The organism is Cryobacterium lyxosi, assembly GCF_004403345.1.
GTDB classification, from domain to species: Bacteria; Actinomycetota; Actinomycetes; order Actinomycetales; family Microbacteriaceae; genus Cryobacterium; species Cryobacterium lyxosi.
Genome location: NZ_SOGT01000012.1, coordinates 133,534 through 159,237, shown reverse-complemented (window position 1 = coordinate 159,237; position 25,704 = coordinate 133,534). Strand labels below are relative to the sequence as shown.

Here is a 25,704-nt window from a genome sequence, read left to right as displayed (position 1 = left end):
CAGCCAAAGCGGAAGGCTCAGGCGGAGTTGCGCCACGGCGGAAGAAGATGCCGCGGCATCCGCTTCAGCCGGGTGATCCCCGTGAGCAGCGCCGCAATTCCGGTGATGATCATCACGATGATCAAGCAGTACAACACGGTCTCGCCGGGGCCGTTCACCTGCCGGGCGTCGAGAAAAAAGTAGGGGTACCAGCCCACGATCGGCCCACGAATGAGCGTGAAGACTAGCCAGAACACGGGGAAAACGATGGCCCAACCGAGATATTTCCACGGCAGGCGGGCCTTATACGGGTCGACGATCCAGTCGATGAGGGCGAATACCGGAATCACGAAGTGCAGAAACTGGCTCGACCACGGCACCTCGATGGAGTAGTTCGCGCTGGAGGACTGCCAGACGATGATGCCGTAGACCACGCCCGAAACCAGAATATAGGTCGTGACCATGGCCCGAAGCATGTCGAGCCAGGCCGGGTCGGTCGGCCGTCGCAGCGCGACAACGGCGGCCGACATGAAGACGAGAATCGATACGATGGCGCTCTGCACCGTGAAATAGCTGAAGAAATTCGCGATCGCGAACGTGGACACGCCGAGTGTGTACTGAAAATATCCGATGAGGGCAACGAGTCCCGTCGCGGTCAGTCCCAGGCGCGCCACACCGAACGCGGTCCGCGCTCTCATTCCCGTACCCTGGCAGGGCTCGTGCGCGCGGTCATGCACTAACGCTACGCCAGCGCCGGGGAGCGCCCATCCGCAGGAGATGATCAGAAACTCGCCCTCGACGGTGGCAGCGGCATCACTCACCTTGAGGGCGGTCACGGCGGCGCAGCACGGTGCGGTTTTCAGCCAGGGCAGCATGCATATAACGGATGCTTTCCACCCCTCGATCTCGACACTGCCTTCGGGTTGGTTATGAGCGCAGGTGTGCACGGTTACGGCAGGCACGAGGCCGGCCCTACTCTGGAAGCACCGAGACCCTGGAGGAACAATGACCGTTTTGACCGCCGATTTGTATGATGAGCGTGGCGACGAGCTGCAATCCGTACCCCTGCAGTTTCAGACGATCGGCGGACGAGCCCGGTTCAGCGGCCCCATCCGCACCGTCACCTGTTTCGAAGACAACGCGCTGCTCAAGTCGATCCTGTCCACGCCGGGTAATGGGGCGGTGCTCGTCATCGATGGCGGCGGCTCACTCAACACGGCGCTCATGGGCGACATGATCGCCGACCTCGCCGTGGCGAACGGCTGGTCCGGCGCGATCATCAACGGTGCCGTGCGTGACCGTATCGCTATTGGAGCCCTCGACCTTGGGGTGAAAGCCCTCGGCAGTAACCCGCGTAAGAGTTCCAAGACCGGGGCCGGTGTAGCGGATGCTGTCGTCGAGATCGCTGGCGTCGTCTTCACGCCCGGACGCACCGTCTACTGCGACGAAGACGGCATCCTGGTCGAGCGCTAACGACGTCGAACGCGTGTGGCGCTGAGCGAATTCGCTCAGCGCCACACGCGAAAACGGGTCTTACTGCTGCACGTCGTCGATGCTGACGACGACGAAGTTGGCGTCGAGGTCGACGTCCCGGTCGGTGCCATCATCGACGGTGACCTCAACCTCGTAGAGGTGGTTCCAGTCGTCGTCCCGGTCGAAGTCGGTCACCCGGCCGCTGCCGATCGCAGCGAGAGCGGCGGCCTCAGCGCTGGCTCGCTCGCTCGCCGCCTGGTCGATGGCACTCGTGTCGGCTTCGGCGCTAGGGGTGGCGTCGGGCGTGGATGAGCTGCTGCTGGTGCTTGAACTGTCGGAGTCGTCAGTGTCGAAATCGCCAACCCACACCACATCGAATGCATCGTTGAGCTCAACGTCGACGGTCCTGCCGTCGTCGAGGCGCAACTCAAGGTCATAGGCGCTTCCGCCGTCATCATTGCGTTCGGCCTTGGTCACGGTGCCGGGGCCGACCCCGGCCATGGCTGCATTGCTCGCGCGGTCGAGGGTCTCGCCGGTGAGCGGGCCGTCATTGTCGTTGCCGCTCACGGCCAGGGCAGTGCCGGCGCCGGCGAGTAGTAGAACTACGCCTGCGGCGGCAGCGATGAGAATATTCTTCTTATTCATGGTGCAAGTGCCTAACGTCGGTGCCCCCAGAAGCCGGAGACCGAACGGCCGTGCCCAAGTTGCTTGGTTCAGCATAAGCGAAGAAATGTACGCCCCTTTTATGCCGGCGCAAGCCCCAGTCGATTCCCGGGAAGATCATGCAAGCGCCGTTGACCTGCCAGCGCGGTCGGCCGGTCAGAGGCGGTTCAACGCATCCGTTGCGGCGAACTGTTCGAGCACGGCCCGCACCTGAATAGACGCCTCGGTGCGCCCCGATCGTACGTCCGGGATGCGCAGGGCCGGAAGCTCGCCCGGCGTCGGAAAATTCGTGTAGGCATCGCGCATGAATCGGTCGAGGCGCTCACCCACCTTGGGATCCTCGGTCCACGTCCGCGGAAGTCGGGCCGGCTGGCTGAGCGGATCAAAACCGAGCAGGGCTACCCGCGTAACGGATGCCGCGGTTGCGCCTGCGTCGTCCAGGGGCAGCGGGCGAGCCATGCGCACTCCGGCGAAGACCACTCCGGTGCCAAGCAGCAGCCAGGCGATGGGAAGGATCGCCTGCATGCTGACTTGACCGCCGGTGACCAGGACAAAGAAGTAGGCGAAGACCCAGACCACCGGGGACAGCAGCATAAGAGCGACACCACCTCGACGAATGGATCGCGAGCGTTGTGATCGAGACGCGGTCGTGCCCAGCTGACTCGTGGTGAAGGCTTCGCGCTGTGCCGACGAGATGACCTGGCTGGCATCGAACCGCCAGGCGGCGGTGATGGCTTCATCGCGAGCGGCGATCGCCTGGCTCAGCAGGGCTGCTCGGGGAGCCCAATCACAGTATTTCTGACCATCGAGCGACTGCACCCACAACCGATAGTTGATGTGACGCTGCTCGCTGACTCCTTGCTGGGTGGCGTAGGACGTCGCCGAAGCAGCGGCGGTCGCCCGGGCGTTCGTCGTGAAGGAGGTTTGCTGGCCCTCCGGTAGCTCCGGTGACGTGCTCGCATTGAACGCGACCACGGCGGCCGTCGCTGCGGCCTGCGTGTTTGTGACAGCGCGCGACAGATCATTGTCGATCATGGACTTCCCCTGGACATTTTTACGACTGGAGGCAACATGCCTTGCTGGTCGTGCCGTGGGGTTGCTGTCGAACAACCGGGCCCTGTCATCGTGGCACAAACCGTGGGGTGGCAGGCTATCCGGGCCGATGCCTCCCCCCGTACTGGGGTGTACGAAGTTCTCGGAACGCGGTAATTCAGGCACCTGGTGCGCGCACCGCCCGATCGGGGGCTGCTCCAACTGGCTGCCGGGCGGTTATATTCAAGCACCGAACAGGAGAACCGTGACAATCGATGCGCCCATAATGCGACTGCGGTGCCCCGCGCAGTCGATCATAGAAGTGCTCCTCCTCGAGCAACGGCTGGTTGCCCCCCGCCGGAAGCTGGAGCGCCTGGTCGGTCGGTCGCCGCTCGGCGCCGACAGCGTGCGTTGCCTCGACGCCGCCCGGGCGGAAATCGCCGTGGGGCTCGCGCTGGCCGAGCTGCCTCGGGGATGGATCGTCTTCCATTCCCTGCCGGTGGGCGACAGCGGCGCCGACGTCGACCACCTCGTGATCGGACCCGGCGGCGTATTCGCCCTCCATTCTGACCGTCAGGCGCGCAAATCTGTACTGGTCGCCGGACGCAGCGTACTCGTCGGCGCCCGAAAGATTCCGTATATAAGGGAGGCCGAATTCGAGGCGGTCAGTCTCACCACCCTGCTTTCCAAGCGGATGCCGAGCACAGTGTCGGTACGGGGTGTCGTCGTACTCGTCGATACCAAACGTGTGACCGTGCAGACGCAGCCGTCGCGGGTAAAAATCATCGAGGCCACCGACCTGTGTACCTGGTTGCAGGGGCTCCCCTCCGTACTAGCCCCCCTCGACCGGTTGGAAATTACCCGATTCGTCGAGAACCCCGCGCTCTGGCAGGCGCTCACTGCACTGAAGCCGGCTGAGATTCTGCAGCGCTTTAGCGAGCTCGAGGCAGAAGTGGCCCACGCGCGATACACCCGCCTGCGATGGATGACACTCGGAATAGTTCTCAGCACACTCGGTGCCCTGCATGTGCTGCTGCTGCTTCCGCAGATTGCCAGCGCTCGGTAGCCGCGCCGGAACCAAAGGGTCGAGCCCTGCAGAAGTGGCGCGACACTATGCGAGCGCACGGCGCAAAGCGGCTTCTGCGCGGGACTATTCGCAGCCGGCGCCGTCGCCGTCGCGATCGAGATGGCCGCCGTAGCCGGGGTCACCGACGTGAACCGGGGCTGCACCGGACTCACGGGCCGCGGTGCAGTTGTGAAAATAGACGTCGCGCGGAGTCTCGGCGACCGGCGCCGACGTAGGCGCGACGACGGCGTCCGTCGTCGGGGTCGTCGTCGTCGCGAGTTCGTTGGGGCAGTTGGACAGGATGCGCGTCATCGCATCGTGTTCGGCGGCGGTCACCCACAGCGCATAGGTCGCCTTCACCGAAACCTGCCGTGCTACGTAGGCGCAACGGAAGGTTTTCAGCGGCGGCAACCAGGTGGCCGTGTCGCCGTCACCCTTGCGTGAATTGGTCACGCCGTCAACGGCGAGCAGATTGAGGGGATCATTGGCGAGCGCCACCCGCTGTTCCTGCGACAGCTGCTGCGCTCCGGTCTGCCAGGCATTGGACAGTGCCACGAGGTGGTCGATCTGCACGAGCGACGAGGTCGCCCGCCCGCGCACGAAGGTGATGGTCAGGCCGGTGTACGGTCCGAGCAGGGTGCCGCCCTGCACCTCGCAGCCGCCCTCAACCACGAGGGCGCTCAGGTCGCGGGCCAGGATGTCGTTGCGGGTGTCGCATCCGTTCTGGTCCACGTCTTGCCAGGCCGATCCGAAACTTTCCTCGCGGTCGTAGCCGGTCTGGGGCGCGCGCCCCTTCACCGGCAGGGTCTCCAGCACGGAAAGGGCCGCGGTGTCGGTCGTGGCCGTCGCTTCGGCGGTCGAATCGGGCGTCAGTGCGGGTTCGGCTGTCGCTGTTGGCAGCGCGCTGGTTGTCGGGACGGCCAGGTTCGACGAGACGGATGATCCCGCCACCGCGGTTCCCACCAGGATCGCCCCGAGCACACCCACGACCAACCCCATCACCAGAAATGATCGGGTCGAGCGTCGAACGGTCATGATGCTCCTTCTGGCCGCACGGCACGACCCTCCGAATATACGTGGTGTGGCGCGGGCGCCTCGCAACGGGGCAAGATCCGTTTCGAAAAACGTCCCCCATTCTGGGGGTCTTGCGACAGGGGTGGCACTGGCAAGATATAGAACCCGGCGAGGAGCACTGATGATTCATATACTCTCCACGTGGCGGCGTGCTTCGACGCCCCCGGAACCACTCGAATCGAATCGCACCGCAACGCCACGATCATTGGTAGGGCCAGCCTGGCTCCCCGGCTATGCGCCCCGCCCTGCGGTCACGCCGATCGACCTGGCGTTGGCCGGAGCTCGCAGTGAATCGGCCATCGACACGCTGCTCGCGGCGCTTCCCGAAAACTGGGCCGCATTCACGTTGCCCAGGTTCGGCGGTGATGGCGCGGGCGTGATGCGCCTGCTGGTGGGCCCCGGCGGGGTTCTTGCCCTGCATGCACGACTGTTCGACGGCCAGATCGCCTGGGTGCACCGACAGACTGTGCTCGTTGCCGGGCAGCGCGCGCCGGATCTCACGGTGGCCACAGCCGGCGCCAACCGCCTCACGGTGCTCCTGCGCGGTCGACTGCCGCTGCGCACCGCGGTGCAGCCCGCACTCGTGCTGCTGGGCACCCGCGCGCTATGGATCACCGGCCGTTCGGGTTGGGTCAAGTCGGGTTTGGGCACGGCGGGGCCGACCAAAATGGCCTCTGGCCGGACACCATCGGTGCCGGTGCTCGGTGCTGCAGCGCTCGGCGACTGGCTGGTCGCACGCCCACAGGTGCTACGCCCGATCGAACGAATGGAACTCGCCGCCGTGATCGACAACCCGCTGACCTGGGGTATTCGTCCGACGATCCTGCCCCAGCCCGGTAGCGTGGGGGTCTAGCGCACGCGCTTCGTCGGGCCGTGACCCTTGGCCGACAGCAGTCGCGCGCGCACCGAGAACGCGCCACCGACGACGAGCGAGACCACGGCGGCCGGTAGGATCACGTCGACGAACTGGTTACTCGAGAGCAGGTTGGCCAGCAGCAGAAGCACGGCCAGGCCGCTGAAGGCGAGTCCCGCGATCGCGCAAACAGTGAAAGTCAGGTGTTTCACGAGTGAATCCAATCGGTGGGGTGATTTCAGGCTAGCCGACGTTGCCCTACTTAGTGGGGGAGGCCCCGGCAGGGGGCGCCACCTTATATTGACAGCAAATGCTTTGCACCAGCCTCGGGGGTCGCCTCGGAGCGTGAATGAGTATTACTTACGATTTGCTAACTAAAGCTGTGGCGCAGCCGATTGTTAGGACGGAATCGGCAGGTGTCGGTGGCACGATGATACGGGGTTCGAACCCGTGGTGAGGCAAGTGAACGTGGCTATGACAACTCTTGGTGCTGGAATGCAGGCTCATGATCACGAGCCGGCAGTCTCTGTGGCGCGCAGCATGCCCCCGGTGTCCATCGCCCCGGGTCGGTTCGCCGGTCAATCCGTTGTCGAGGAACTGCTGCGCCAGCACGAAGATCGGCCGCCGCAGTCCTGGTTCGCACGCACCCTGGGTGTCGCGCCGCTCGATGCGAATGGACTGGGCTGGCTCCGCGCTGCGCAGGCCGAGATGATTGTCGGCGACATTCTCACACGGCTGCCCGATGACTACAGTGTTTATCATTCCCTGCCCATTCGCAGTACGGCGTTCTGGGTCGACCACCTCGTCGTGGGTCCGGGAGGGGTCTTCTCGATCAACGCGAAAACTCACTGGGACCGCGACCTGACGGGGTCGCCGCGCTCGATTCCCATCGGCAACCACGCCATGCCGTACCTGCGTGATGCTCGGTTTGAATCGGCCCAGATCACCGCGTTGTTGGCGGCGGTGATGCCGGCAGCGAGCGTTGTTGAACCCATGATCGTGCTGGTCAACCCGCACAAAATTCTGCTTGACCGCAAACCCAATGCCGTCACAGTCATCGATTCGCCGAGACTGCGCCGGTGGCTCGTGGCGCGCCCGCGAACGCTCACCCCGGAACAGCAGGCCGCGGTCACCGCGCTCATCGACGACCCCGCGACCTGGCGAGCAGCTCCCCAGCGGCTTGCGCCAGCGCACCTGCACGCCCGGTTCACCGCACTCGAACAGCAGGTCGCGGCCGCCCGAACGCGGCGTACCACGTTCACGGTGCTCGCCGCCGCGGCGGCCGCGACGTTGCTTGCCGCCTTCACATCGCCCCTCATTGTCGCTGCCGTGGAGTACCTCGCCGTACGCTGAGCCAATCGGTCAGGTGAGGCGCTCGAGAACCGTGCCCTCGCGCATCCGCTCGACGCGTACGACGTGGTCGCGCAGGTCGCGCACCCCGCGCGCGATGGCGAGTTCGGCGATGTCCTGTCCCTTGGTCACCGCGTGAGAACGGGCCGGGTGCCGGTAGTCTTCGATCGATTCGAAGGTGCCCCGCCCGCGCGGCTCCTTGTTGTGCCGCTGCGCGAAGCCGGAGTTGATCGCGCTCAGCTCGATCTCGTCTTCGTGGGCAGCGACCAGGCTCCTGGTGTTCACGGTGATCACCGTGTGGGCATCGTCGCGATAGGAGCGGGCATTCAGCAGGTCGCGCAGCAGCCGTGGCTGCAGGTGAAAGAAGACGCGGTCGTTCAGCGCCGCGTACCATTCGGCCAATGTCATGTCTTCGAGGGCGTCTTCGAGCGACGGCTCATGGATGGCCTTCTGGTGACGGATGACCGCGGTGCCGAATTGGGCATGCTCCAGCACGCGCGACTCGCCTCGGCGCTTGCCCAGAATGGCAGCCTGAGGGGCACCCTGCTTGACGCCCCATCGGGTGACGAGCGCGGCTGGACTAAGCAGCCCGTGCCGCCAGATGGCGGGCCAGCTTCCATCGGCGGCCACGTGGTAGAGCTCGGGGTACAGCCGAATCAGATCGCGAGACAACACATTTCGAGCGTACTCGTCGCCGGAGCGGCCCCGAGCCAGCCCGAAAGTTCGCAGTCGGCACCGTCGGCACCGTCGGCACAGTCGGCGCATTCGGCGCAGGCAGCCGGGGCAGCCGGGGCAGGTCGAGCGTCGTGAGCGCCGCCGTCAGGGCACCATCCAGCTGAGCACGGGGGTGGATTGGAGCCAGATCAAGAGGGTCATCAGCACGAGGAGGCCCAGACTCCAACCGATCAGCTTGCGGAGGAGCGTGCTCTCCGCCCCGGCGAGCCCCACGGCGGCCGCGGCCACTGCAAGATTTTGCAGCGAGAGCATCTTGCCCAGCACTCCGGCTGAGGAATTCGCGGCAGCCATCAAGACCGGCGAGAGGCCAGCCGAGTTGGCGGCGGAGACCTGCAACTGCCCGAACAGGGAGTTGGACGAGGTGTCGGATCCCGTCAACGCCACACCGATCCACCCCAGCAGCGGGGAGAGCAGGGCGAAGAAACCGCCCGTGGAGGCGAGGGCGACGCCCAGCGTGCTGGCCTGTCCGGACAAATTCATCACGAATGACAGGGCGAGTACGGCGGTGACGGTGACGATGGTCCAACGCAGCTGCATCAGCGTTTCCCGGTAAATCCGCAGTCCCTGGCGGGGCGTGATCTTGTACAGGGCCATCAAGACCGCACCGGAGATCAGCACGGATGTGCCCGCTGCTTTGAGATGGTCCAGTTTGAAGAGCTGAGCGACAACCGGATTGCCGGCCGGGTCGATCACATCCAGCCCCGGCCACCGGAACGTCACGCTGCCGAAAGCGGTCAGCCAGGCCTTGACTACCGGCACTTGGGCAATCGAGAAGATCGCGATGATGATCAGGTAGGGAGCGATGGCCGTCCAGACCTGTCGGGCGGCGGGCCGCATCGTTTTCACCGGCGCCGCGTCGATCGATGACGTTGCCACAGCGAAGGAGGAAGCGGCAGCGGACGCCCCGGCCCGAGCCGCCAGCGCACCGCCGCTGTGGGCGGCGCCGGTGCGCACCCGCAAGTCATCCAAGGGTGAATTGGTGGCTGTCGCTGACAATCCGATGGTTTCGCGCGGCTGCCAGAACCGCAACATGGCCAGCACGGCGGCGATGGTTGCGAGGGCGGCAATCACGTCGACAAGTTCGACGGCGAGAAAGTTGGAGGCGAAAAACTGTGCCACCGCGAAGACAACGCCGGCGACTACCGCCACCGGCCAGGTCTGTTTCACGCCGCGCTTGCCGTCGACGATGAAGACCAACACGAGCGGTACCAGCAGGGCCATGAACGGGGTTTGCCGACCGATCATCGACGCGAGGTCATGAATGGGGAGCCCAGTGACGCCGCTGAGGGCGATGATCGGTGCCGCCACCGATCCAAAAGCCACCGGGGCAGTGTTTGCAAGGAGGGCCACCATCGCCGATTTGAGCGGTTTCATGCCGGCGGCCAGGAGCATGGCCGCGGTGATGGCCACCGGTGCCCCGAAACCAGCCAGTGCCTCGAGCAGGGCGCCGAAGCAGAAGGCGATCAGGATCGACAGAATCCGCATGTCATCGCTGATGGAACGGATGGTGCGTCCGAGTACCTCGAACCACGGGGTCGCGACGGTCAGCTTGAAGATCCACAGGGCGTTGATCAGGATCCACAGGATCGGGATCATTCCGTAGACGGCTCCTGCTCCGACGGCGCTGAGTGTCTGGCCGAGGGGCATCTGCCAGCCGACCAGGGCGAGCATAACGGACAGCAGCAGGCTGGCCAGGGCGGCCTTGTGCGCCTTGACCTTGAAAACGCCGAGCAGCACGAAGAGAAGAATGAGGGGCAGGGCCGCGCAGATGGCCGAAAAGACCAGGGATCCAGCGATCGGATCAATGATTTGCTGAAATGGTGCATCGACTAATTTCACAGAAAAACTCCTTTGTTTTCAAGTGGTGGTGCGTGTTGGAGCTTCAGCTCACTAGGGTCGCGTCACCTCCTCCAGGATTTCGAGTACGTGACGATACGGTTTGCCGGTGGCACGCGTCATTCCGAGTTCGCAGGTGCGGTTGCAGGAGGCGTGGGCGGTGGCGCCCATGGCGACGACGTCCGCGGCCTGAGCGCGGGTGGCAGATGCGGTGAGTTCAGGATGGAGCATTCCTCGGTCGCCGGCGAACGCGCAACACCCCCAGTTCTCAGGGATCTCGACGCGTTCGGCGATGGCGTCGGCGATGGTGTCGAGGGCCGGGTTGATGCCCATTCGGGTCGAGGAGCAGGTGGGGTGCAGCGCGAGAGACTCGATTTTTTGATACCCCGGCAGGCTCGGCAGGATGTGGGTGGCTGCGAACTCCACCGCGTCGATGACGGTCAGGGGCCGCTCGCTGGTATCGCCCTCGATGATGTGGCGAAGGCCCTCGGTGCAGGAGGAGGCATCACAGATGATGGGCAGGACGCCCTCGCCGGTGGCGGCGCGCAGTACGGCAAGGGTTTTTTGGCTCATCGTGGCGAGCCCGTCGGCCATGCCCTTGGACGACCATGGTGTGCCGCAGCACAGCGCGTCGATTCCGGCCGGAACGAGAAGGGTGATGCCGGCGCGTTCGCACAACTGCTCGAAGCCGACCTGCACGCCGCAAGTTCCCGTGGTGGCCGGACCGAACATTGTTTGCACGCAAGCGGGAAAATAGACAGCCTGCGGCGCATGTGTTGGCAGGGTACGCTGCCGGGTGGTTTCCGACGGTGGATTACGCATGTCTGGTTTCGCTTTCTTCGACTGTGATGGACGGGCGTGCTTTGGGCGCAGTCGTCACCGCCCGATGTTTGCGGCTGGCGCCGCCACCGGGCAGTTCGGGGGAATAGAGGGGCACGGCGTCTGTGCCGAGCACGGCGCGGGCCAGCTTGTTGGGTACGAGGATGACGTCGACGGGTACCGTGCGAACCACACTCAAGGCCACGCCGGCAACCCGGGTCACGGCGCCCCAGTTCTTCGCGGCAACATTCCAGATGGCCTTCTCGACCGGGTTGGCGTCATCTCGGCGCAGGCGTTTCATGAGGTCGCCGGTGTTGATCGTCACCGGGCAGGCTGTCTGGCACATGCCGTCGGCGGCGCAGGTCTGTACGGCGTCGTACTCGTAGTCTTTCTCCAGCTCGGCCACGAGGGCGAGATTGCCATCGAGCCGGGCCTGTTCGATTGCACGCAGCGACACGATGCGTTGCCGGGGGGTGAGCGTCACATTACGGCTCGGGCAGACCGGTTCGCACCAGCCACACTCGGTGCAGCGGTCTACTTCGCTTGCCACGGCTGGGATGGCCTTGAGATCTTTGAGGTGCGCGTTCGGGTCGTCATTGATGAGCACACCCGGGTTGAGCAGGCCGGCCGGGTCGAACAATACCTTGATGCGCCGCATGACGTCATAGAGCTCGTCGCCGTATTGGCGTTGCACGTAGGGTGCCATGACGCGCCCGGTGCCGTGCTCGGCTTTGAGCGAACCACCCTCGCCGAGTACGAGGTCGACCAGGTCTTCGGTGAACCGGCTGAACCGTTCCAGCCCGGTCGGGCTGCCGAAATCGTCGGTGAGCATGAAGTGTACGTTGCCGTCTTTGGCATGACCGAAAATCATCGAGTTCTCGTATTCGTACTTGGCAAATAGTCGCATGAGCTCCATGCAGGTGCGGGCGAGCGCCGGCACGGGGACCACGATGTCTTCGAGCAGGGCGCTCGTGCCCTGCGGCCGGGTGCCGCCCACGGCTGGGATGATCCCCTTGCGCAGGTACCACAGTTGGCCGCGAATGCCCGCATCGGTCGTGAAATCGGCCGGCAGGGTGAGATCCAGCATGTTGACGGTCTGCATGCCGGTCTCGAGCAGCTGCGCCAGTTTCTCGGACGACTCGGCGAGGTATTCCACGAGGAGGGCGGCATGCTCCTGAACAACGAGGTCGAGCACGATGGCCGGGGCACCGGGCATCTGCTGCCCCACAGTCAGCGATAACGCGTCCATCAGTTCCAGGGTGGCCGCGCCGGTCGCCACAAGGGCCGGCAGCGCGGCTGTGGCGGCCTCGAGCCCGGGAAACACGAGCAGCGCCGTCGTCACGTGCGGCAGTTTGGGTACGGTACGAAAAACCGTCTCGGCCACGAAGCCCAGCGTGCCCTCGCTGCCCACAATCAGGTGCGCGAGCATGTCCACCGGCCGGTCGAAGTCCAGAAGAGAGTTCACGCCATAACCCATGGTGTTCTTCATCGAGAACTGCTGCCGAATGGTGGCGACGGAGGCCGGATTGCTCCGGGTGCGCCGTGCCAGTTCGAGCAGGCCGTTATATAAAACCGGCTCCCGCTTGTGGAGCTGATCGTCGGCATCCGCTGCACCGGTGTCGACGACGGTGCCGCTAGGCAGCACCACGACGACCGATTCGAGGGTCTGGTAGGTGTTGTCGACGGTGCCGCACGCCATTCCGGAGGAATTGTTGGCCACGACGCCGCCGATGGTTGCGGCGGACTCGCTCGCCGGGTCGGGCCCGAACTTGCGGCCGTACTTGGCCAGCCGGGTGTTCACGGCCCGCACGGTGGCGCCCGGCTGCACCCGCACCCGCAGGCCCTCGTCGAGGACCTCGATGTTTTTGAAGTTGCGACGCACATCGACCAGGACCCCGTCGGTGATGGCCTGCCCGCTCAGGCTGGTGCCTCCCGACCGGAACGTGAGGTGCACACCCTGTGCGGCAGCAACGCGCAGGAGCGCGCCGACCTCCGCAGCGTCCGTGGCCACCACGACCGCCTGCGGGATCAGCAGGAAGTGCGAGGCATCGTGGGCATTGGCGTAGAGGTCGATGGCCCGGGTCTTCACCCGGGCCGGATCGGTCACGGCCGTGCGGAGGGCTCCGAACACGGTACTGCCGGTCTGGGCACTAACGGTTGTTGTACTCACAAGAACTCCTTTGTTCGTGAATTGCACGTGCACTCAGTCAATGGGGCGAGTCAGGCCGTAAAGGACAGCGCGGTGGGTACATCGGCCGCTGTCTCAGCCAGGGCTTCGAACTCGATCACGGCGTCGATCTCGGCGGCGGCCATGGAGATATTCGTGACCCGCTCGAGGATGACCTCGACGACCACGGGTACCCGGAACTCGGCCATCCATTCCCGAGCCTGGGCGAACGCTGCCTGCAGATCGTCGGCTTCGCGCACCCGGATGGCCTTGCAGCCGAGGCCCTCGGCGACCTTGACGTGGTCGACGCCGTACCCCTCGAGTTCGGGCGAGTTGATGTTCTCGAAGGCGAGCGACACCTGATAATCCATGTCGAACCGGCGCTGCGCCTGCCGGATCAGGCCGAGATAGGAGTTGTTCACGACGATATGGATGTACGGGATGTGGAATTGGGCGCCCACCGCCAGTTCTTCGATCATGAACTGAAAGTCGTAGTCGCCGCTGAGCCCGACGACCGTTTTCATCGGATCGGCCACGGCTACGCCGAGGGCGGCGGGCAGCGTCCAGCCGAGGGGACCGGCCTGGCCGCAATTGATCCAGTGCCGCGGGTGGAACACGTTCAGAAACTGTGCCCCGGCAATCTGGGAGAGCCCGATCGTGGTCACATATCGGGTCTCGGTGCCGAATGCCCGATTCATCTCCTCATACACGCGCTGCGGCTTCATCGGTAGGTTGTCGAAGTGGGTCTTGCGCTGCAGCGTGTTCTTGCGGTGCACGCAGCTCTCGACCCAGCTCTCCCAATCGGGCAATCCGCCTTCGGCCTGGTAGTGCCGTGCGAGTTCAACCAGACCGCGAAGGGCAGCCCCGGCATCGGAGACGATGCCGAAGTCGGGGGAGAAGATGCGCCCGATCTGGGTGGGTTCGATGTCGATATGAATGAACGTGCGACCCTTCGTGTACGTGTCGAGGCCTCCAGTGTGCCGGTTGGCCCAGCGGTTGCCGATGCCGAGAACGAAATCCGATTCGAGCATGGTCGCATTGCCATAGCGGTGCGAGGTCATCAGTCCCACCATGCCGGCCGCGAGCCGGTGGTCGTCCGGAATGCTGCCCCAGCCCATCAGCGTGGGAATCACCGGAATATTCAACACCTCGGCGAGCTGCACCAACTCCCTTGAGGCATCCGCGTTGATCACGCCGCCACCGGCGATGATCACCGGGCGCTTGGCCTGCAGCAGCATCGCGAGTGCCTTCTTCAGCTGGGCAACCGATGCCGCGGGCCTGGCCACCGCCAGTGGCTCATAGGTATCGATGTCGAACTCGATTTCCGTGAGCTGCACATCGATGGGCAAGTCGATCAGCACCGGGCCCGGGCGGCCGGAGCGCATCAGGTAGAACGCTTTCTGGAAGACGCCGGGAACCTGCCCGGCCTCGAGCACTGTTACGGCCATTTTGGTGACGGGGGCCGCAATAGAGGCGATGTCGACGCCTTGGAAGTCTTCCTTGTGCAGCTTGCTCACCGGCGCCTGGCCGGTGATGCAGAGGATGGCCGTGGAGTCGGCCCACGCGGAGTAGAGCCCGGTCATCATGTCGGTGCCGGCCGGTCCGGAGGTGCCGATACACACGCCGATGTTGCCGGCTTTGGTGCGGGTGAATCCCTCGGCCATGTGCGAAGCGCCCTCGACGTGACGGGCCAGGATGTGGTCGATGCCGCCATGGGCGCGCATAGCGGAGTAGAACGGGTTGATGGCGGCGCCCGGAACGCCGAAGGTTTGGGTAGCTCCCTCTTTCTCGAGGATGGCGACGGCAACGTCGACTGCACGCATTTTAGACATGTGGTTCTCCTTGGAGCTAAATAGTTGGTGGGTCGACGTGTGAGCGGCCGGACATCTGCTCGACCAGTAACAGCAGAGCCGAGTGATCGAGCGAACCGTGGCCTTCGGCGCGCAGGGCGCCCATCAGCTGGGCCACCACCGCACCCAGCGGAATGGCGACACCGGCGGCGCGGGCGGCGGCGGTGACGATGCCGAGGTCCTTGTGGTGCAGGTCGACCCGGAAACCCGGTTCGAAGCGGCGTTCCAGCATCGAGGCGGCCTTGCGGTCCAGGATGCGATTACCGGCCAGGCCGCCGGCGAGAACCGTGACGGCGGCCTGGGTGTCAACCGAGTGGGCCTCCAGAAAAACGAGCGCCTCGGAGACGAGCTGGATGGTACCCGCGACGATGAGCTGGTTAGCGGCCTTGACCGTCTGGCCGGACCCGGCCGGACCGACGTGCACAACGGTGCTGCCCATCGAGTCGAGCACGCCGCGAACGGCCTCGACGTCGGCGGCATCCCCACCGACCATGATCGACAGGGTGCCCTCGATCGCCCCGGCCTCACCGCCGGAGACGGGGGCGTCGACGGCTTTGAGGCCGGCCTCCCGTGCGGCATTGGCGAGGCGAACGGTGACGTCGGGACGGATGGTGCTGGTGTCAATCCAGGTGGCGTCGGCGGGGGTGTTGGCGAAGACGCCGTCCGGGCCGCCGACGACGTCCTCGACATCGGGCGAGTCGGGCAGCATCGTGATCACCACATCGGCTTCCCGCACGGCTTCGATGATGTTGGCCGCGCCGCGGCCGCCCGCGGCGACCAATTGATCGATCCGTGCCGGACTGCGGTTGAAGCCGATGACGTTATGGCCGGCCTTGACGAGATTGATCGCCATGGGAAGGCCCATGATTCCCAGGCCGATGACGGCAACATTGGTCATTTTCGTTGTCCTTTTCTCACTGGTGGTGGATGCTTGTGGCCGGTTGGACAGCTTCGAGCCAGGCGAACGGATTCGCTGCGGCCGTCTTGTACTCAAGCCCGATGACGCCCTGGTAGCCGAGCTCCTGACTGTGCGCGAGCCACTCCTGAATCGGCAACGTGCCCGTTCCTGGTTCGCCGCGGCCCGGTGCATCGGCAATCTGGATGTGGCCGAATTCGTGGGCGTGCTCGATGATCACGGCTTCGACGTCGTCGCCGTTGACGGCGAGGTGGTAGAAGTCGGCGAGCAATTTGATGTTCGTGTCGCCGGTCTCGGCGCGTACCCGGTCGATGACGGCCAGCACGTCGGCCGCCGTTCGCAGGGGATACCTCGGTGCACCGCTCACCGGCTCGAGCAGCACGGTGCCACCGATCCGGGCGACGGATCGCGCGGCGAGGGAGAGGTTTTCGACAGCCAGCTCGTCTTGTTCCTCGGCGGCGACGCCGTCGATGCGGTTTCCGTAGAGGGCATTGAAGGACGTGCAGCCGAGGCGCCCGCCGATACCGGCCGCGACCGCCAGGTTGTCGCGGAACTCGTGGGAACGGGCGGGCCAGGAGACCAGGCCCCGGTCTCCGGCCGGCATGTCCCCGGCCGCGAAATTCAAACCGGTCAGCCGAACATCGGCATCCGTGATCGCGTTCTCAAAGTCGGCAATGTCCGATTCGGTGGGAACCGCGGCGGCAAAGGGCCACCAGAACTCGACCGCGTCGAAGCCGGCGGCCTTGGCGGCGGCCGGGCGCTGGAGCAACGGCAGCTCGGTCAGCAGGATGGAGCAGTTTACGGTGTACGGCATGGGCGTCCTTGCTCGAGTCGACAAATCAGTGACTTCGTTCCAGATGATTTCGTATCGTGGAAGTTAGTTTCTGTTATACGAAAAGAATAGGGTCGGTGCGGCCCCGCGTCAACTGCTGTGTACTCTGAAGAACCCGGCGACGATTTTCGCAGTGCAGAAATCCGTTGTCACACACGGTCTGGAGGCTGGCAGATGGCGGAACGCGGCGCTGGTAGCGGTGTGCAGTCCGTAGAACGGGTTTTCGAGCTCCTGGAGCTGATCACGGCTGCCGGTGGAGAGGTGATGCTGAGTGAGCTCGCGGCCTCTACCGACCTGCCGCTGCCCACCATCCATCGACTGCTGCGCACGCTGATGGCCAAGGGGTACATCCGCCAGCTCGCCAATCGGCGGTACGTCCTGGGCCCCGGACTCATTCGCCTCGGAACGGCAGCAAGCCAGCAGCTTGGCGTTCTCGCCGGCCTGCAACTTCGGTCGCTGGTCGATCAGCTCGGGGAGACGGCGAACATGGCCGTTCTCGATGCCGACATGGCGCTGTACATCGCCCAGGCTCCGTCCAAACACTCCATGCGCATGTTCACGGAGGTCGGCCGACGCGCGCACACTCACGCCACCGGGGTCGGCAAGGCGATTCTGGCGCAGCTGGGCGATGACGCCGTGCGCGCCATTATGGCCAGGACAGGCATGCCGACGCCCACGACCATGAGCATCGGAACGGTGGATGATCTACTGGTGGACCTGGCTCAAATCCGGGAACGCGGGTACTCCATCGACGATGGCGAGCAGGAACTCGGTGTGCGCTGCTTCGCGATGGGGGTTCCGAATGCGCCGACGCCCACCGCCATCAGCGTGTCCGGGCCGGTGTCGCGGGTCGATGATGCGTTTGCGCAGCGTGCCATTCCCGCTCTGCGCGCCGCTGCGGACTCCATTTCTCTGGACCTGAACCCCGCAGCCTAAGTGGCATCGGGTGCGGGGCCGCACCGCACTTCCGCTCAAACGCACCCATTCCTGTCGCTCTAGCCGCCGAGCTCGAGGTCGATGCGGCTGAGGCGGGCGAGCGACGCCAGATAGGCGGCATCGGCGAAACCGACCAGTTGGCCGAGGACCGGCACGGCGATGCGGTCGTCGCTGCCCATCTCGGTTGCGCACCAGAGACGCAGCAGCTCGGCGTTTCCACTGGCGCGAACGGATGCCCCCACCGCGCTCGTGAGCTCGGCGCGCAGCGGTTCGATGGCCCGGGAGGTCGACCGGGCCAATAGTGGGGCGGTGTACGCCGCGAGGGCAGCAGCCACCTGCCCGCCGCGCACCAGTTGTAACACCCGCGCCGAGTCCGACGAGCCGCGCAGGCTCGGTGCGAGGCGATAGGGCGCAGATTCCAGCGCGTCGCCGAGCACCCGGCGAATACGGTGCATCTCGATGCGGATGGCCGCGGCGGAACCGGTCTCGCCATGAACGGCATAGGCGAGTTCGTCGGCGCTCCAGCCGCGCTCCCGCGACTCGAGCAGGGCCAGAATCTCCGCGCGGCGCAGCGTCAACGGCATCCGACTGCCGTCGGCGCCGAGTACCGACGGGCTCTCACCGAGCAGCTCGAGCGAGAGGACAGATGAAACCACCAATGATCGCCCGGCAGCCACCGCCTCGGCCCTGCGGGCCGGTTCTCGTCGCGCCGCCCGCAACAACTCCTCGGCCAGCCGCACCCCGCACTTGATCATGCGCATGCTGTCGGCCGTGACCGTGTTGAGTGGCCCGGACACGTTCAAAACCCCGATCACCACGCCACTATCCGGGTCCCGAATGGGTGAGGCCGTACACGCCCACTCGTGGTGCGTGCGCACGAGGTGTTCGGCCGAAAACAACTGCGCGGCGCGCCCGCTCAGCACCACTTCGCTGATGGCGTTGGTGCCCACGCCGGCCTCGGACCAGTCGGCACCCTCCACGAATTCCAGCCCGTCGGCCTGCCGCATGGCCGAGCGACTGCCGACCCGCCACAGTACTTCGCCGCGAGCGTCAGCGAGCACGAGCAAGTGCTGCCCCTCCGTGCTCTCATCGGCCAGAAGTTCGCGAAGCGCCGGCATCACGGTCTCCAGCGGATGCCCGCGGCGCAGCGCCACGACGTCGGCTACCTCGTGCAGATGCCGAGGCAGGTGCCGGTCGGGGTCGATGCCCGCGGCCAGGGAACGTTGCCAGGATTCCCACACGGCGGCGGTGATCGCGGGCGGTGGCGCACCGGCGTGAACGCGTTCGTGGGCCGCGCGGAGCATCCGTTCATATTCTTCGGGGCAGGAAAATCGCAGGCCAGCAGTGTGAACGGGGGTACTCGGCCGGTAGGGCATGCGCTGTCTCCTCCATTGGATCCGACGATGGCGCCGATCAGGAACACCGGGTGTAACGCCGGTGTAACCCCTGTGGCCGTGTACTTGAACATACAGGTCGCGTCCGACGAGGGGCTGACCTACCGCTGGCTCACAAAGGAGTGACATGCCCGATTCACCGACGACCGTGGTCGACAACTGGCTCGCCCGGTTCGACACGGCCCTGCAGAACCGAGATGTCGACGGCGCCGTGGCGCTGTTCGCCGACGACTGCTACTGGCGCGATTTCGTGTCCTTCACCTGGAACCTGAAGACCCTCGAAGGCAAAGCCGACATCAAACGGATGCTCGCCGCCACCCTCGACGAGGTGCGCCCGCACAACTGGGCGCTCGCCGAACCCGCGACCGGGGATGCCGGTGCTGCCGAAGCGTGGGTGACCTTCGAAACCGGCCAGGCCCGCGGGTACGCCCACCTGCGCCTGCACGATGGCCGGTGCTACACACTGCTGACCACAATGCAGGAACTCAAGGGTTTCGAAGAAAAGAAGGGTCGTAACCGCGAGCAGGGCGTCTCCCACGAAATTGCGAAGGGCCGCACCTCGTGGCTCGAGGAGAAAACCGCCCAGGAGGCGCGGCTCGGCTACGAGGAACAGCCGTACTGCGTGATCGTGGGCGGCGGACAGGGCGGCATCGGCCTGGCTGCCCGCATGCGCCGGCTCGGTGTTCCCACGATCGTGATCGAGAAGAACGCCAGGGCTGGGGATTCGTGGCGCAACCGGTACAAGTCGCTGCACCTGCATGACCCGGTGTGGTACGACCATCTGCCCTACCTGAAGTTTCCCGAGGACTGGCCGGTCTTCGCCTCGAAAGACAAGATCGGTGACTGGCTCGAGCATTACACGAGCATCATGGAACTCAACTACTGGTCGAGCACCGAATGCACGAAGGCAACCTTCGACGAGGATTCCCAGGAGTGGGTGGTTCAGGTCGTACGTGACGGCACGCCGGTCACGCTGCGCCCCAAGCAGCTGATCTTCGCGCTCGGCGTCTCGGGGTATCCGAACACGCCGGTCTTTGCGGGTGCCCGGTCTTTCACAGGTGAACAACACCATTCCTCGAAGCACCCCGGCGGCGGCGACTACACCGGCAGGAAGGCCGTCGTGATCGGGTCGAACAACTCGGCCCACGATATCTGCGCCGACCTGTGGGAGCATGGCGCTGACGTCACCATGGTGCAGCGCTCGTCGACACACATCTCCCGCAGCGACTCGCTCATGGACCTCGCGCTCGGCGGACTCTACTCCGAGGAGGCGCTGGCCAACGGAGTGACCACCGAGAAGGCCGACCTGCTCTTTGCTTCGTTGCCGTACCGCATTCTGCCGTCCGCGCAGATCCCCGTCTTCGAGCAGATGGCACAGCGTGACGCTGACTTCTACTCGAAGCTCAGTGACGTTGGTTTCGATTTGGATTTTGGAACGGATGGCTCGGGCCTGTTCCTGAAATACCTGCGCCGCGGGTCGGGCTATTACATCGACGTGGGTGCATCGCAGCTGCTCATCGACGGCCGGGTCGCCGTGAAATCGGGTCAGCTCGATCACATCACGCCCACCTCCGTGGTGCTCGCCGACGGCACCGAGCTAGACGCGGACCTGATCGTGTATGCCACCGGGTACGGCTCCATGAACGAATGGCTGGCCGACCTGGTGTCACCGGAGGTCGCCGACCAGGTGGGCCGTTGCTGGGGCTACGGCTCCGACACCCCGAAGGATCCGGGGCCGTGGGAGGGGGAGCTCCGTAACATGTGGAAGCCCACGAACGTGCCGCAACTCTGGATTCATGGCGGCAACCTGCATCAGAGCCGGCACTACTCGAACTACCTCGCTCTGCAGATCAAGGCCCGCATGGAGGGGCTCGACACCCCGGTGTACGAGGTGCAGGAGTCGCACTACACCCGCTGAATCGCGCGCGCCCTGCACCGGAACGCTCCAAGCTCGGTGCTCGATGCTCGGTGGTGTCGTGCTGGTGCCCACGGACTGCCTCGTCGCGGTCAGGGCACCAGCACGATCTTGCCCACGTGAGCGGATGCTTCCAGCCGGCGGTGCGCATCCGCTGCATTCGCGAATGAGAATCGGTCGTCGATCACCGGTCGGAACTCGCCCGAGGCGATCCACGGCCAGACCGCCGACTCGAGCGAACGCATGATGGCGACCTTTTCGGCGTGCGACCGCGCGCGCAGGGTGGTGCCCCAGTAGCGGGCGCGCTTTTGCATGAGGCGAAACGGGTCGAACGTGGCCGGTTCACCGCTCTGGTTGGCGATCACCATGATGCGCCCGTTCACCGCGACCGCCTCGATGTTGCGTGCCGCGTAGGAGCCGCCCATGATGTCGAGGATCACGTCGGCGCCCCGCCCGTCGGTCGCGGCGGTGATCTCGGCGACGAAGTCCTGCTCCCGATAGTTGATCAGGACTTCTGCCCCGAGGCTCTCACACACGGCGAGTTTCTCGGCTGACCCGGCCGTCACGGCCACGCGCGCATCGAGGAGCCGGGCGAGCTGAATGGTGGTCGTGCCGATTCCGCTTCCGCCGCCGTGCGCGAGCAACGTTTCCCCGGGCTGGAGCTCAGCGTCCATGAATACGTTCGACCACACGGTGGCCAGGGCTTCCGGAAGGGCTGCGGCGTCGATGAGGTCCATCGACAGTGGCACCAGCAACGCCAGGTCTTCGTGCACCACGGCTTCGGTGGCGTAGCCGCCGCCAGAGAGTAGCGCGCAGACGCGATCGCCGATGCCGAACCGAGTCACGTCGTCGCCCACCTCGATCACCACGCCTGACACCTCCAGCCCCGGCCACTGGGGCGCGCCGGCGGGCGAGGGGTAGTGGCCCTGCCGTTGCATGATATCCGCTCGGTTCACGCCCGCCGCAGCGACCTCCACTCGAATGTCGTGGGCCCCGAGTTCCAGGTCGGGCAGGGTTGAGAGGGTGAGGGCATCCGGCCCGCCGGGGGAGCTTACGATGATTGCGCGCATATGCGCAGCCTACGCGCGAGCAACTCAGGACCTGGGCATGCCGACCGCCGAGTACCCCGCTGCGCTCGTGCACACTCCGTAATCGTCAACGTTGGTTCCCCGCCCAGCCCCTACCGAGGCGCCATAGAACTGAAGCGTACCGGCCTGCGCCTCGGCCGCCCGCTCCCGGGTGGCCTCGTACGGCAGCGTGCGATCCACGAAGTTGCCGGCGTCGCTCATCCGTTTATTCTGCCCCGCGCAGCGTGCCAGGGCTGCGCATGGATTATTCATCGGATGCCCCGACCTCGCCGGTCGTGTGGCCCGGACGATGCTGTCCTCCGGCCTACGATGGAAGAATGTGGCTAGATGTGGTGCTCGCCGACGCGGTCGATTCAGCGAATGGCACCCCGCTGCACAGTCAGGTGGGGGCGAGCATCCGTTCTGGCAGCGCCGACACGCGAGCGCTCGTGCGCAAGTGATGTTCCGGCGCCAGTCGGGCACTCGCGCGGTGGTTCTCGCAATGGGCGCCACCATCACGGGCGGGCTTCCGGTGTTTTTGCTCGGCGCTCTGTTCGTGCGGATCCAGCTCGATATTCCGGCGCCGCAGTGGGTGCTGGGCGCGGCCGTGGCCAGTTATTGGGCCGCCGCCGCGATGATGTCAGTGCTCGCTGGGCGCGTAGTGTCCTGGTTGGGAATTCGTTCCACAACGTTGTTCGGGGTGGCGGTCGGCGCGCTGAGCCTGATTGGATCGGCTTTTCTGGTGCCGTCCTGGGCCTGGCTGCTGGTGTGGGCCGCGGTTGGTGGTGTGTGCAACGGCATCAGCCATCCTGCCGCGAATCAGCTGATCAACCTGCGGGTGCGGCGAGGAATGCTCGCGACCGCGTTCGGCATCAAGCAGTCGGCGATTCCGTTTGCCGCGTTCCTGGCCGGGCTGGCGGTGCCGGCGCTCGCGCTCACCTTGGGCTGGCACTGGGGGTTCGGCCTCGCCGGCCTGTTCGCGCTCGCCGTAGGGGGCCTGTTCTGGTGGTCTGTGCCGCGGGGGGAGCTCGCGCGTCCCCGGCTCGGCGGTTCGCACGTGCCGCTGACCCCGCCGCTGATGAAATACCTGCTGCTGATGGCCAGCGTCACCACGCTCTCGGCGGCTGCCACCGGTGCCGTGACTGCGTATGCGGTGATCACAGGCATTGAGCGCGGGCTGCCGTTGGCCGGGGCCGGCATTCTGTTGAGCGTCGCCGGGCTGCTCAGCGTCGTCGTGCGCGTTATCGTCGGCCGAATCGCCGACCGGGCCAACAGCACGTTCGCGCTCGCCACCGTGGCCGCCATGATGTTCATCGGCGGTGCCGGAGTATTGCTCATGGCGGTGGACAGCCAGTGGACGTTCGTGGCGGGCGTGCTGCTGGCCCTCGGTATCGGCTGGGGCTGGCCGGGGCTCACGCACTTCGTGGTGTCCCGGGTGGCGGGTCCGGCCACCCCGAGCGCGACCGGCGTCGTGCAGATCGGTACCTATGTCGGCAGCGGCACCGGCCCGCTCGCCTTCGGCCTGCTCTACGCGGCGCTACCGCAGACGACGTTGTGGATCATCGTCGGCGCGGTGCAGATCGTAGCCGGGTACATCGCGTTCGTGCTCGCCCGAAAGACGCCGCCCGCTGTGCCCGTCAGCTAGGGACGATTCGCAGCCTCAGTAAAACCCCTCCAAGCCCTGCTGTTCCGGGGCTTTCTCGCGGATCTCGGCGCACCTCAACCCCGATGAGGAGTTCCCCGTGATATCGGTAGTCACACCCGAGCGATTTTCGTGTTGACGCCGTGGGCCGCGCGGCGCAGCCACGGGTCACCGTCGCTGGCCCACCGCGCCAGGGAGGCATTTGCTCGGGCACGATTCGCGCCGGTCAGCGCCTGCACCAGGGGCAGCACCACGGTGAAGGTGAGCGGATCCGCGAGTTCTGGCAGCCTCGCTCCGCGCAGAAACCCCTCAATGCGGGTGAGGTCGGTGTTGTCGAGCCGGGTCACGTTCGATTGCAGCAGCACGATCGCGGCGAGGCGGCGCTCGAACACCGGCACGTTCCAGAGCTCGGAACTGAGTGCGGTCACCTCGTCGTGGCTCATGTTCTTATGCCGGCGGGCCAGGTCGCGGATGGTTCCCCGCACGGCGCCCACCGAGGCGCCGTAGAACTCGAGCTTGTTCCCGTACCGGGCCTCTGCCTCAGCCGCCCGCTCCCAGGTTGCTTCGTACTGCAGCGTGCGGTCCACGAAGTCGCCGGCATCGCTCATCCATCTATTCTGCCTCGGTTGGTGTCTCGGGCGGCAGCCGCGCGCGCGGCGCCAATGATCAACACGATCAAGGCGAGCAGGGCGGCGGCACTGACCAGATACAGCACGACACCCCACGGGGCGTGATCCCCGCCCGAAATCATGAACGTGTCGGCGATCGACATGCCGGGCCCGAAAGCCACAAAGAAGTGCCCGGGAGCCGCGAACACGAGCAGAACGAGATAGGCCGCGGCGACCGGCAAGACCGCACTCGTGTGTCGCACGATCGTCACCACGAGAACCACGGCGGCGAGCACCATTCCTATCGCCGCCCAGATGACGACGCCGTTCGCGACAAGCGGTTCATTCGCGAGGGTCATATTCGCCCGAATTTGCGCGAGCGTCGCGCCCGGCACGGCCGCCAGCGGATTCCACACCAGTATCTGCAGGACCCCGACGAGCGCGTACAGCGCAACGGCCCCGAAGCCCACGGCTGCCGCCCTGATGGCGCGGCGCGGTTGTCGTGTGTCGGTGTTCGTCATCTTGCCAGCGTAACGACCGGCCGCGCCTACTCCGAAGCGGATCCCGCCCAGCGGCTCGACGCCGCGACCGTATTGCTTTCTCATCGAGGACAGGCCTGGCCGACGTTGAAGACGTCATCAACAGAAATGCGCGATAAGGCCAGGCGCAACCATTTCACGGTGCACGCTCGCCAGCCCGGCCGGTCAGACGATCTGTTCGCCGCGCGTAAAGCGGCAAGTATGGCAGCGATTCCTGAAACCGAATGGTGCGGCCGATGGGCGCTCAGTGCACCAGTGCCAGCAGCAGGGCGACGGTCACGAACAGCACGCCGAAGGTGCGGTTGAGAATGAGCTGCCCGCGGGCGGTGTTGGTGAAGCGCTGGAACGATTTGGCCGCCACCGCGAAGAAGAACCACATCACGACGACGTCGATCAGTACGACGGTGACGGTGAGCACCAGGTATTGGGGGAGCAGCGGCTGCTCCGGCCGAATGAATTGCGGCATGAACGCGAGAAAGAAGACGAGTGCCTTGGGGTTGAGCAGGTTCACCCAGAAGCCGCGGCGAAACATCGACCTGGCTGGCTCCCGGGTCACCGGCATGGTCGGGTCCCGTTGGGAGCCGGGCTTCTGCAGAATCAAGCGGATGCCCAGATACACCAGGTAGGCGGCACCGGCATAGCGAATGACGTTGAACAGCACGGGGGAACCCGCGACGAGTACCCCGACACCGAGCGCGACCACGATGATGTGCACGATGAGCGCAGCCTGCTGCCCGAGGATTCCCCAGATCGAGCGCCGAAATCCGCTGGTCAGCGAGTTGTTCATGGTGTTGATCGCGCCGGCGCCCGGGGTGAAGCTGATCAGTACGCCGGCACCTGCAAGGGCCAGCCAGAGGGAAAGTTGCACACGTCAGCGTAGCGCGGGCGGGTCGTGCCGATGGCCCGACGAACGTAGGCCTACGCCCTCGCACGTCGCCCGGCGAGGACGCCACCTTCG

Annotated in this window: 26 protein-coding genes; 8 read left to right on the top strand and 18 right to left on the bottom strand. The window is 65.5% G+C overall.

Annotated elements, in window-relative coordinates; translation table 11 throughout:
- Positions 1-17: 17 nt before the first annotated feature.
- The gene (locus E3T27_RS10555; protein ID WP_134572652.1) at positions 18-941 is read right to left on the bottom strand and encodes a Pr6Pr family membrane protein; all 924 of its coding nucleotides are present in this window, start codon (positions 939-941) and stop codon (positions 18-20) included.
- 43 nt (positions 942-984) lie between these two features.
- On the opposite strand from E3T27_RS10555, the gene rraA reads away from it, so the two are divergent.
- The gene (gene rraA / locus E3T27_RS10550; protein WP_104198235.1) at positions 985-1,452 is read left to right on the top strand and encodes a ribonuclease E activity regulator RraA; all 468 of its coding nucleotides are present in this window, start codon (positions 985-987) and stop codon (positions 1,450-1,452) included.
- Positions 1,453-1,512: 60 nt separating this feature from the next.
- On the opposite strand, the gene E3T27_RS10545 is transcribed toward rraA, so the two are convergent.
- A complete protein-coding gene (locus E3T27_RS10545; protein WP_158251906.1) occupies positions 1,513-2,097 on the bottom strand; it encodes a PepSY domain-containing protein in 585 nt (194 codons plus the stop codon).
- 174 nt (positions 2,098-2,271) lie between these two features.
- A complete protein-coding gene (locus tag E3T27_RS10540; RefSeq protein ID WP_134572650.1) occupies positions 2,272-3,150 on the bottom strand; it encodes a hypothetical protein in 879 nt (292 codons plus the stop codon).
- A 319-nt stretch (positions 3,151-3,469) separates the two neighbouring features.
- Between E3T27_RS10540 and E3T27_RS10535 the strand changes: the two genes are divergently transcribed.
- Positions 3,470-4,213: a nuclease-related domain-containing protein gene (locus E3T27_RS10535; RefSeq protein ID WP_166786185.1), complete on the top strand. Its 744-nt coding sequence runs from the start codon at positions 3,470-3,472 to the stop codon at positions 4,211-4,213.
- A gap of 84 nt (positions 4,214-4,297) precedes the next feature.
- On the opposite strand, the gene E3T27_RS10530 is transcribed toward E3T27_RS10535, so the two are convergent.
- Positions 4,298-5,248: a GmrSD restriction endonuclease domain-containing protein gene (locus E3T27_RS10530; protein ID WP_134572646.1), complete on the bottom strand. Its 951-nt coding sequence runs from the start codon at positions 5,246-5,248 to the stop codon at positions 4,298-4,300.
- Positions 5,249-5,408: 160 nt separating this feature from the next.
- On the opposite strand from E3T27_RS10530, the gene E3T27_RS10525 reads away from it, so the two are divergent.
- Positions 5,409-6,140, top strand: coding sequence for a hypothetical protein (locus tag E3T27_RS10525; protein WP_134572644.1), 732 nt, complete (start codon positions 5,409-5,411; stop codon positions 6,138-6,140).
- Here E3T27_RS10525 and E3T27_RS10520 read toward each other — a convergent pair.
- Positions 6,137-6,352 carry a hypothetical protein gene (locus E3T27_RS10520; protein ID WP_134572642.1) on the bottom strand — a complete coding sequence of 72 codons (216 nt, stop codon included), beginning with the start codon at positions 6,350-6,352 and terminating at the stop codon, positions 6,137-6,139. The genes E3T27_RS10525 and E3T27_RS10520 overlap by 4 nt on opposite strands.
- Positions 6,353-6,614: 262 nt before the next feature.
- On the opposite strand from E3T27_RS10520, the gene E3T27_RS10515 reads away from it, so the two are divergent.
- A complete protein-coding gene (locus E3T27_RS10515) occupies positions 6,615-7,493 on the top strand; it encodes a nuclease-related domain-containing protein (RefSeq protein ID WP_134572640.1) in 879 nt (292 codons plus the stop codon).
- A gap of 9 nt (positions 7,494-7,502) precedes the next feature.
- Here the strand turns inward: E3T27_RS10515 and E3T27_RS10510 are convergent, their stop codons facing one another.
- The 7 genes from E3T27_RS10510 to E3T27_RS10485 form a co-directional block, all read right to left on the bottom strand.
- Positions 7,503-8,165: a DUF7002 family protein gene (locus E3T27_RS10510; RefSeq protein WP_134572638.1), complete on the bottom strand. Its 663-nt coding sequence runs from the start codon at positions 8,163-8,165 to the stop codon at positions 7,503-7,505.
- Between the two features lie 144 nt (positions 8,166-8,309).
- Complete coding sequence (locus E3T27_RS10505; protein ID WP_134572636.1) at positions 8,310-10,064, bottom strand: L-lactate permease; 1,755 nt, start codon at positions 10,062-10,064, stop codon at positions 8,310-8,312.
- Positions 10,065-10,115: 51 nt separating this feature from the next.
- Positions 10,116-10,883, bottom strand: coding sequence for a (Fe-S)-binding protein (locus E3T27_RS17360; protein WP_420898058.1), 768 nt, complete (start codon positions 10,881-10,883; stop codon positions 10,116-10,118).
- Positions 10,876-13,050 (bottom strand): FAD-binding and (Fe-S)-binding domain-containing protein, encoded by a 2,175-nt coding sequence (locus E3T27_RS10500; protein ID WP_420898057.1) that lies wholly within the window; start codon positions 13,048-13,050, stop codon positions 10,876-10,878. The genes E3T27_RS17360 and E3T27_RS10500 overlap by 8 nt, the downstream gene beginning before the upstream one ends.
- Before the next feature lie 50 nt (positions 13,051-13,100).
- Positions 13,101-14,879, bottom strand: coding sequence for a glyoxylate carboligase (gcl, locus tag E3T27_RS10495; RefSeq protein WP_134572634.1), 1,779 nt, complete (start codon positions 14,877-14,879; stop codon positions 13,101-13,103).
- A gap of 16 nt (positions 14,880-14,895) precedes the next feature.
- A complete protein-coding gene (locus E3T27_RS10490) occupies positions 14,896-15,795 on the bottom strand; it encodes a 2-hydroxy-3-oxopropionate reductase (protein WP_134572632.1) in 900 nt (299 codons plus the stop codon).
- Positions 15,796-15,811: 16 nt separating this feature from the next.
- Positions 15,812-16,627 (bottom strand): hydroxypyruvate isomerase family protein, encoded by an 816-nt coding sequence (locus E3T27_RS10485; RefSeq protein WP_134572630.1) that lies wholly within the window; start codon positions 16,625-16,627, stop codon positions 15,812-15,814.
- A gap of 192 nt (positions 16,628-16,819) precedes the next feature.
- Here E3T27_RS10485 and E3T27_RS10480 point away from each other — a divergent pair, with 192 nt between their 5' ends.
- Entirely contained in the window at positions 16,820-17,581 is a 762-nt protein-coding gene (locus E3T27_RS10480) for an IclR family transcriptional regulator (RefSeq protein WP_104198222.1), read from the top strand.
- A 59-nt stretch (positions 17,582-17,640) separates the two neighbouring features.
- Here the strand turns inward: E3T27_RS10480 and E3T27_RS10475 are convergent, their stop codons facing one another.
- Entirely contained in the window at positions 17,641-18,957 is a 1,317-nt protein-coding gene (locus tag E3T27_RS10475; RefSeq protein ID WP_134572628.1) for a helix-turn-helix domain-containing protein, read from the bottom strand.
- Positions 18,958-19,102: 145 nt separating this feature from the next.
- On the opposite strand from E3T27_RS10475, the gene E3T27_RS10470 reads away from it, so the two are divergent.
- Positions 19,103-20,893, top strand: a complete 1,791-nt coding sequence (locus E3T27_RS10470; RefSeq protein ID WP_134572626.1) for an NAD(P)/FAD-dependent oxidoreductase — start codon at positions 19,103-19,105, stop codon at positions 20,891-20,893.
- Between the two features lie 89 nt (positions 20,894-20,982).
- Here E3T27_RS10470 and E3T27_RS10465 read toward each other — a convergent pair whose 3' ends face one another.
- Together E3T27_RS10465 and E3T27_RS10460 are read right to left on the bottom strand one after the other, a co-directional pair.
- Complete coding sequence (locus E3T27_RS10465) at positions 20,983-21,960, bottom strand: NAD(P)H-quinone oxidoreductase (RefSeq protein ID WP_134572624.1); 978 nt, start codon at positions 21,958-21,960, stop codon at positions 20,983-20,985.
- Positions 21,961-21,984: 24 nt separating this feature from the next.
- Positions 21,985-22,179, bottom strand: a complete 195-nt coding sequence (locus E3T27_RS10460; RefSeq protein ID WP_134572622.1) for a hypothetical protein — start codon at positions 22,177-22,179, stop codon at positions 21,985-21,987.
- Between the two features lie 116 nt (positions 22,180-22,295).
- On the opposite strand from E3T27_RS10460, the gene E3T27_RS17190 reads away from it, so the two are divergent.
- Together E3T27_RS17190 and E3T27_RS10455 are read left to right on the top strand one after the other, a co-directional pair.
- Entirely contained in the window at positions 22,296-22,418 is a 123-nt protein-coding gene (locus tag E3T27_RS17190) for a hypothetical protein (RefSeq protein ID WP_277612402.1), read from the top strand.
- A 41-nt stretch (positions 22,419-22,459) separates the two neighbouring features.
- Positions 22,460-23,602, top strand: coding sequence for an MFS transporter (locus E3T27_RS10455; RefSeq protein WP_166786184.1), 1,143 nt, complete (start codon positions 22,460-22,462; stop codon positions 23,600-23,602).
- 110 nt (positions 23,603-23,712) lie between these two features.
- Here E3T27_RS10455 and E3T27_RS10450 read toward each other — a convergent pair whose 3' ends face one another.
- The 3 genes from E3T27_RS10450 to E3T27_RS10440 form a co-directional block, all read right to left on the bottom strand.
- A complete protein-coding gene (locus E3T27_RS10450) occupies positions 23,713-24,207 on the bottom strand; it encodes a DNA alkylation repair protein (protein ID WP_134572618.1) in 495 nt (164 codons plus the stop codon).
- A complete protein-coding gene (locus E3T27_RS16715; RefSeq protein ID WP_174722209.1) occupies positions 24,204-24,812 on the bottom strand; it encodes a hypothetical protein in 609 nt (202 codons plus the stop codon). The genes E3T27_RS10450 and E3T27_RS16715 overlap by 4 nt, the downstream gene beginning before the upstream one ends.
- 178 nt (positions 24,813-24,990) lie before the next feature.
- Complete coding sequence (locus tag E3T27_RS10440; RefSeq protein ID WP_104198210.1) at positions 24,991-25,614, bottom strand: LysE family translocator; 624 nt, start codon at positions 25,612-25,614, stop codon at positions 24,991-24,993.
- Between the last annotated feature and the right edge of the window lie 90 nt (positions 25,615-25,704).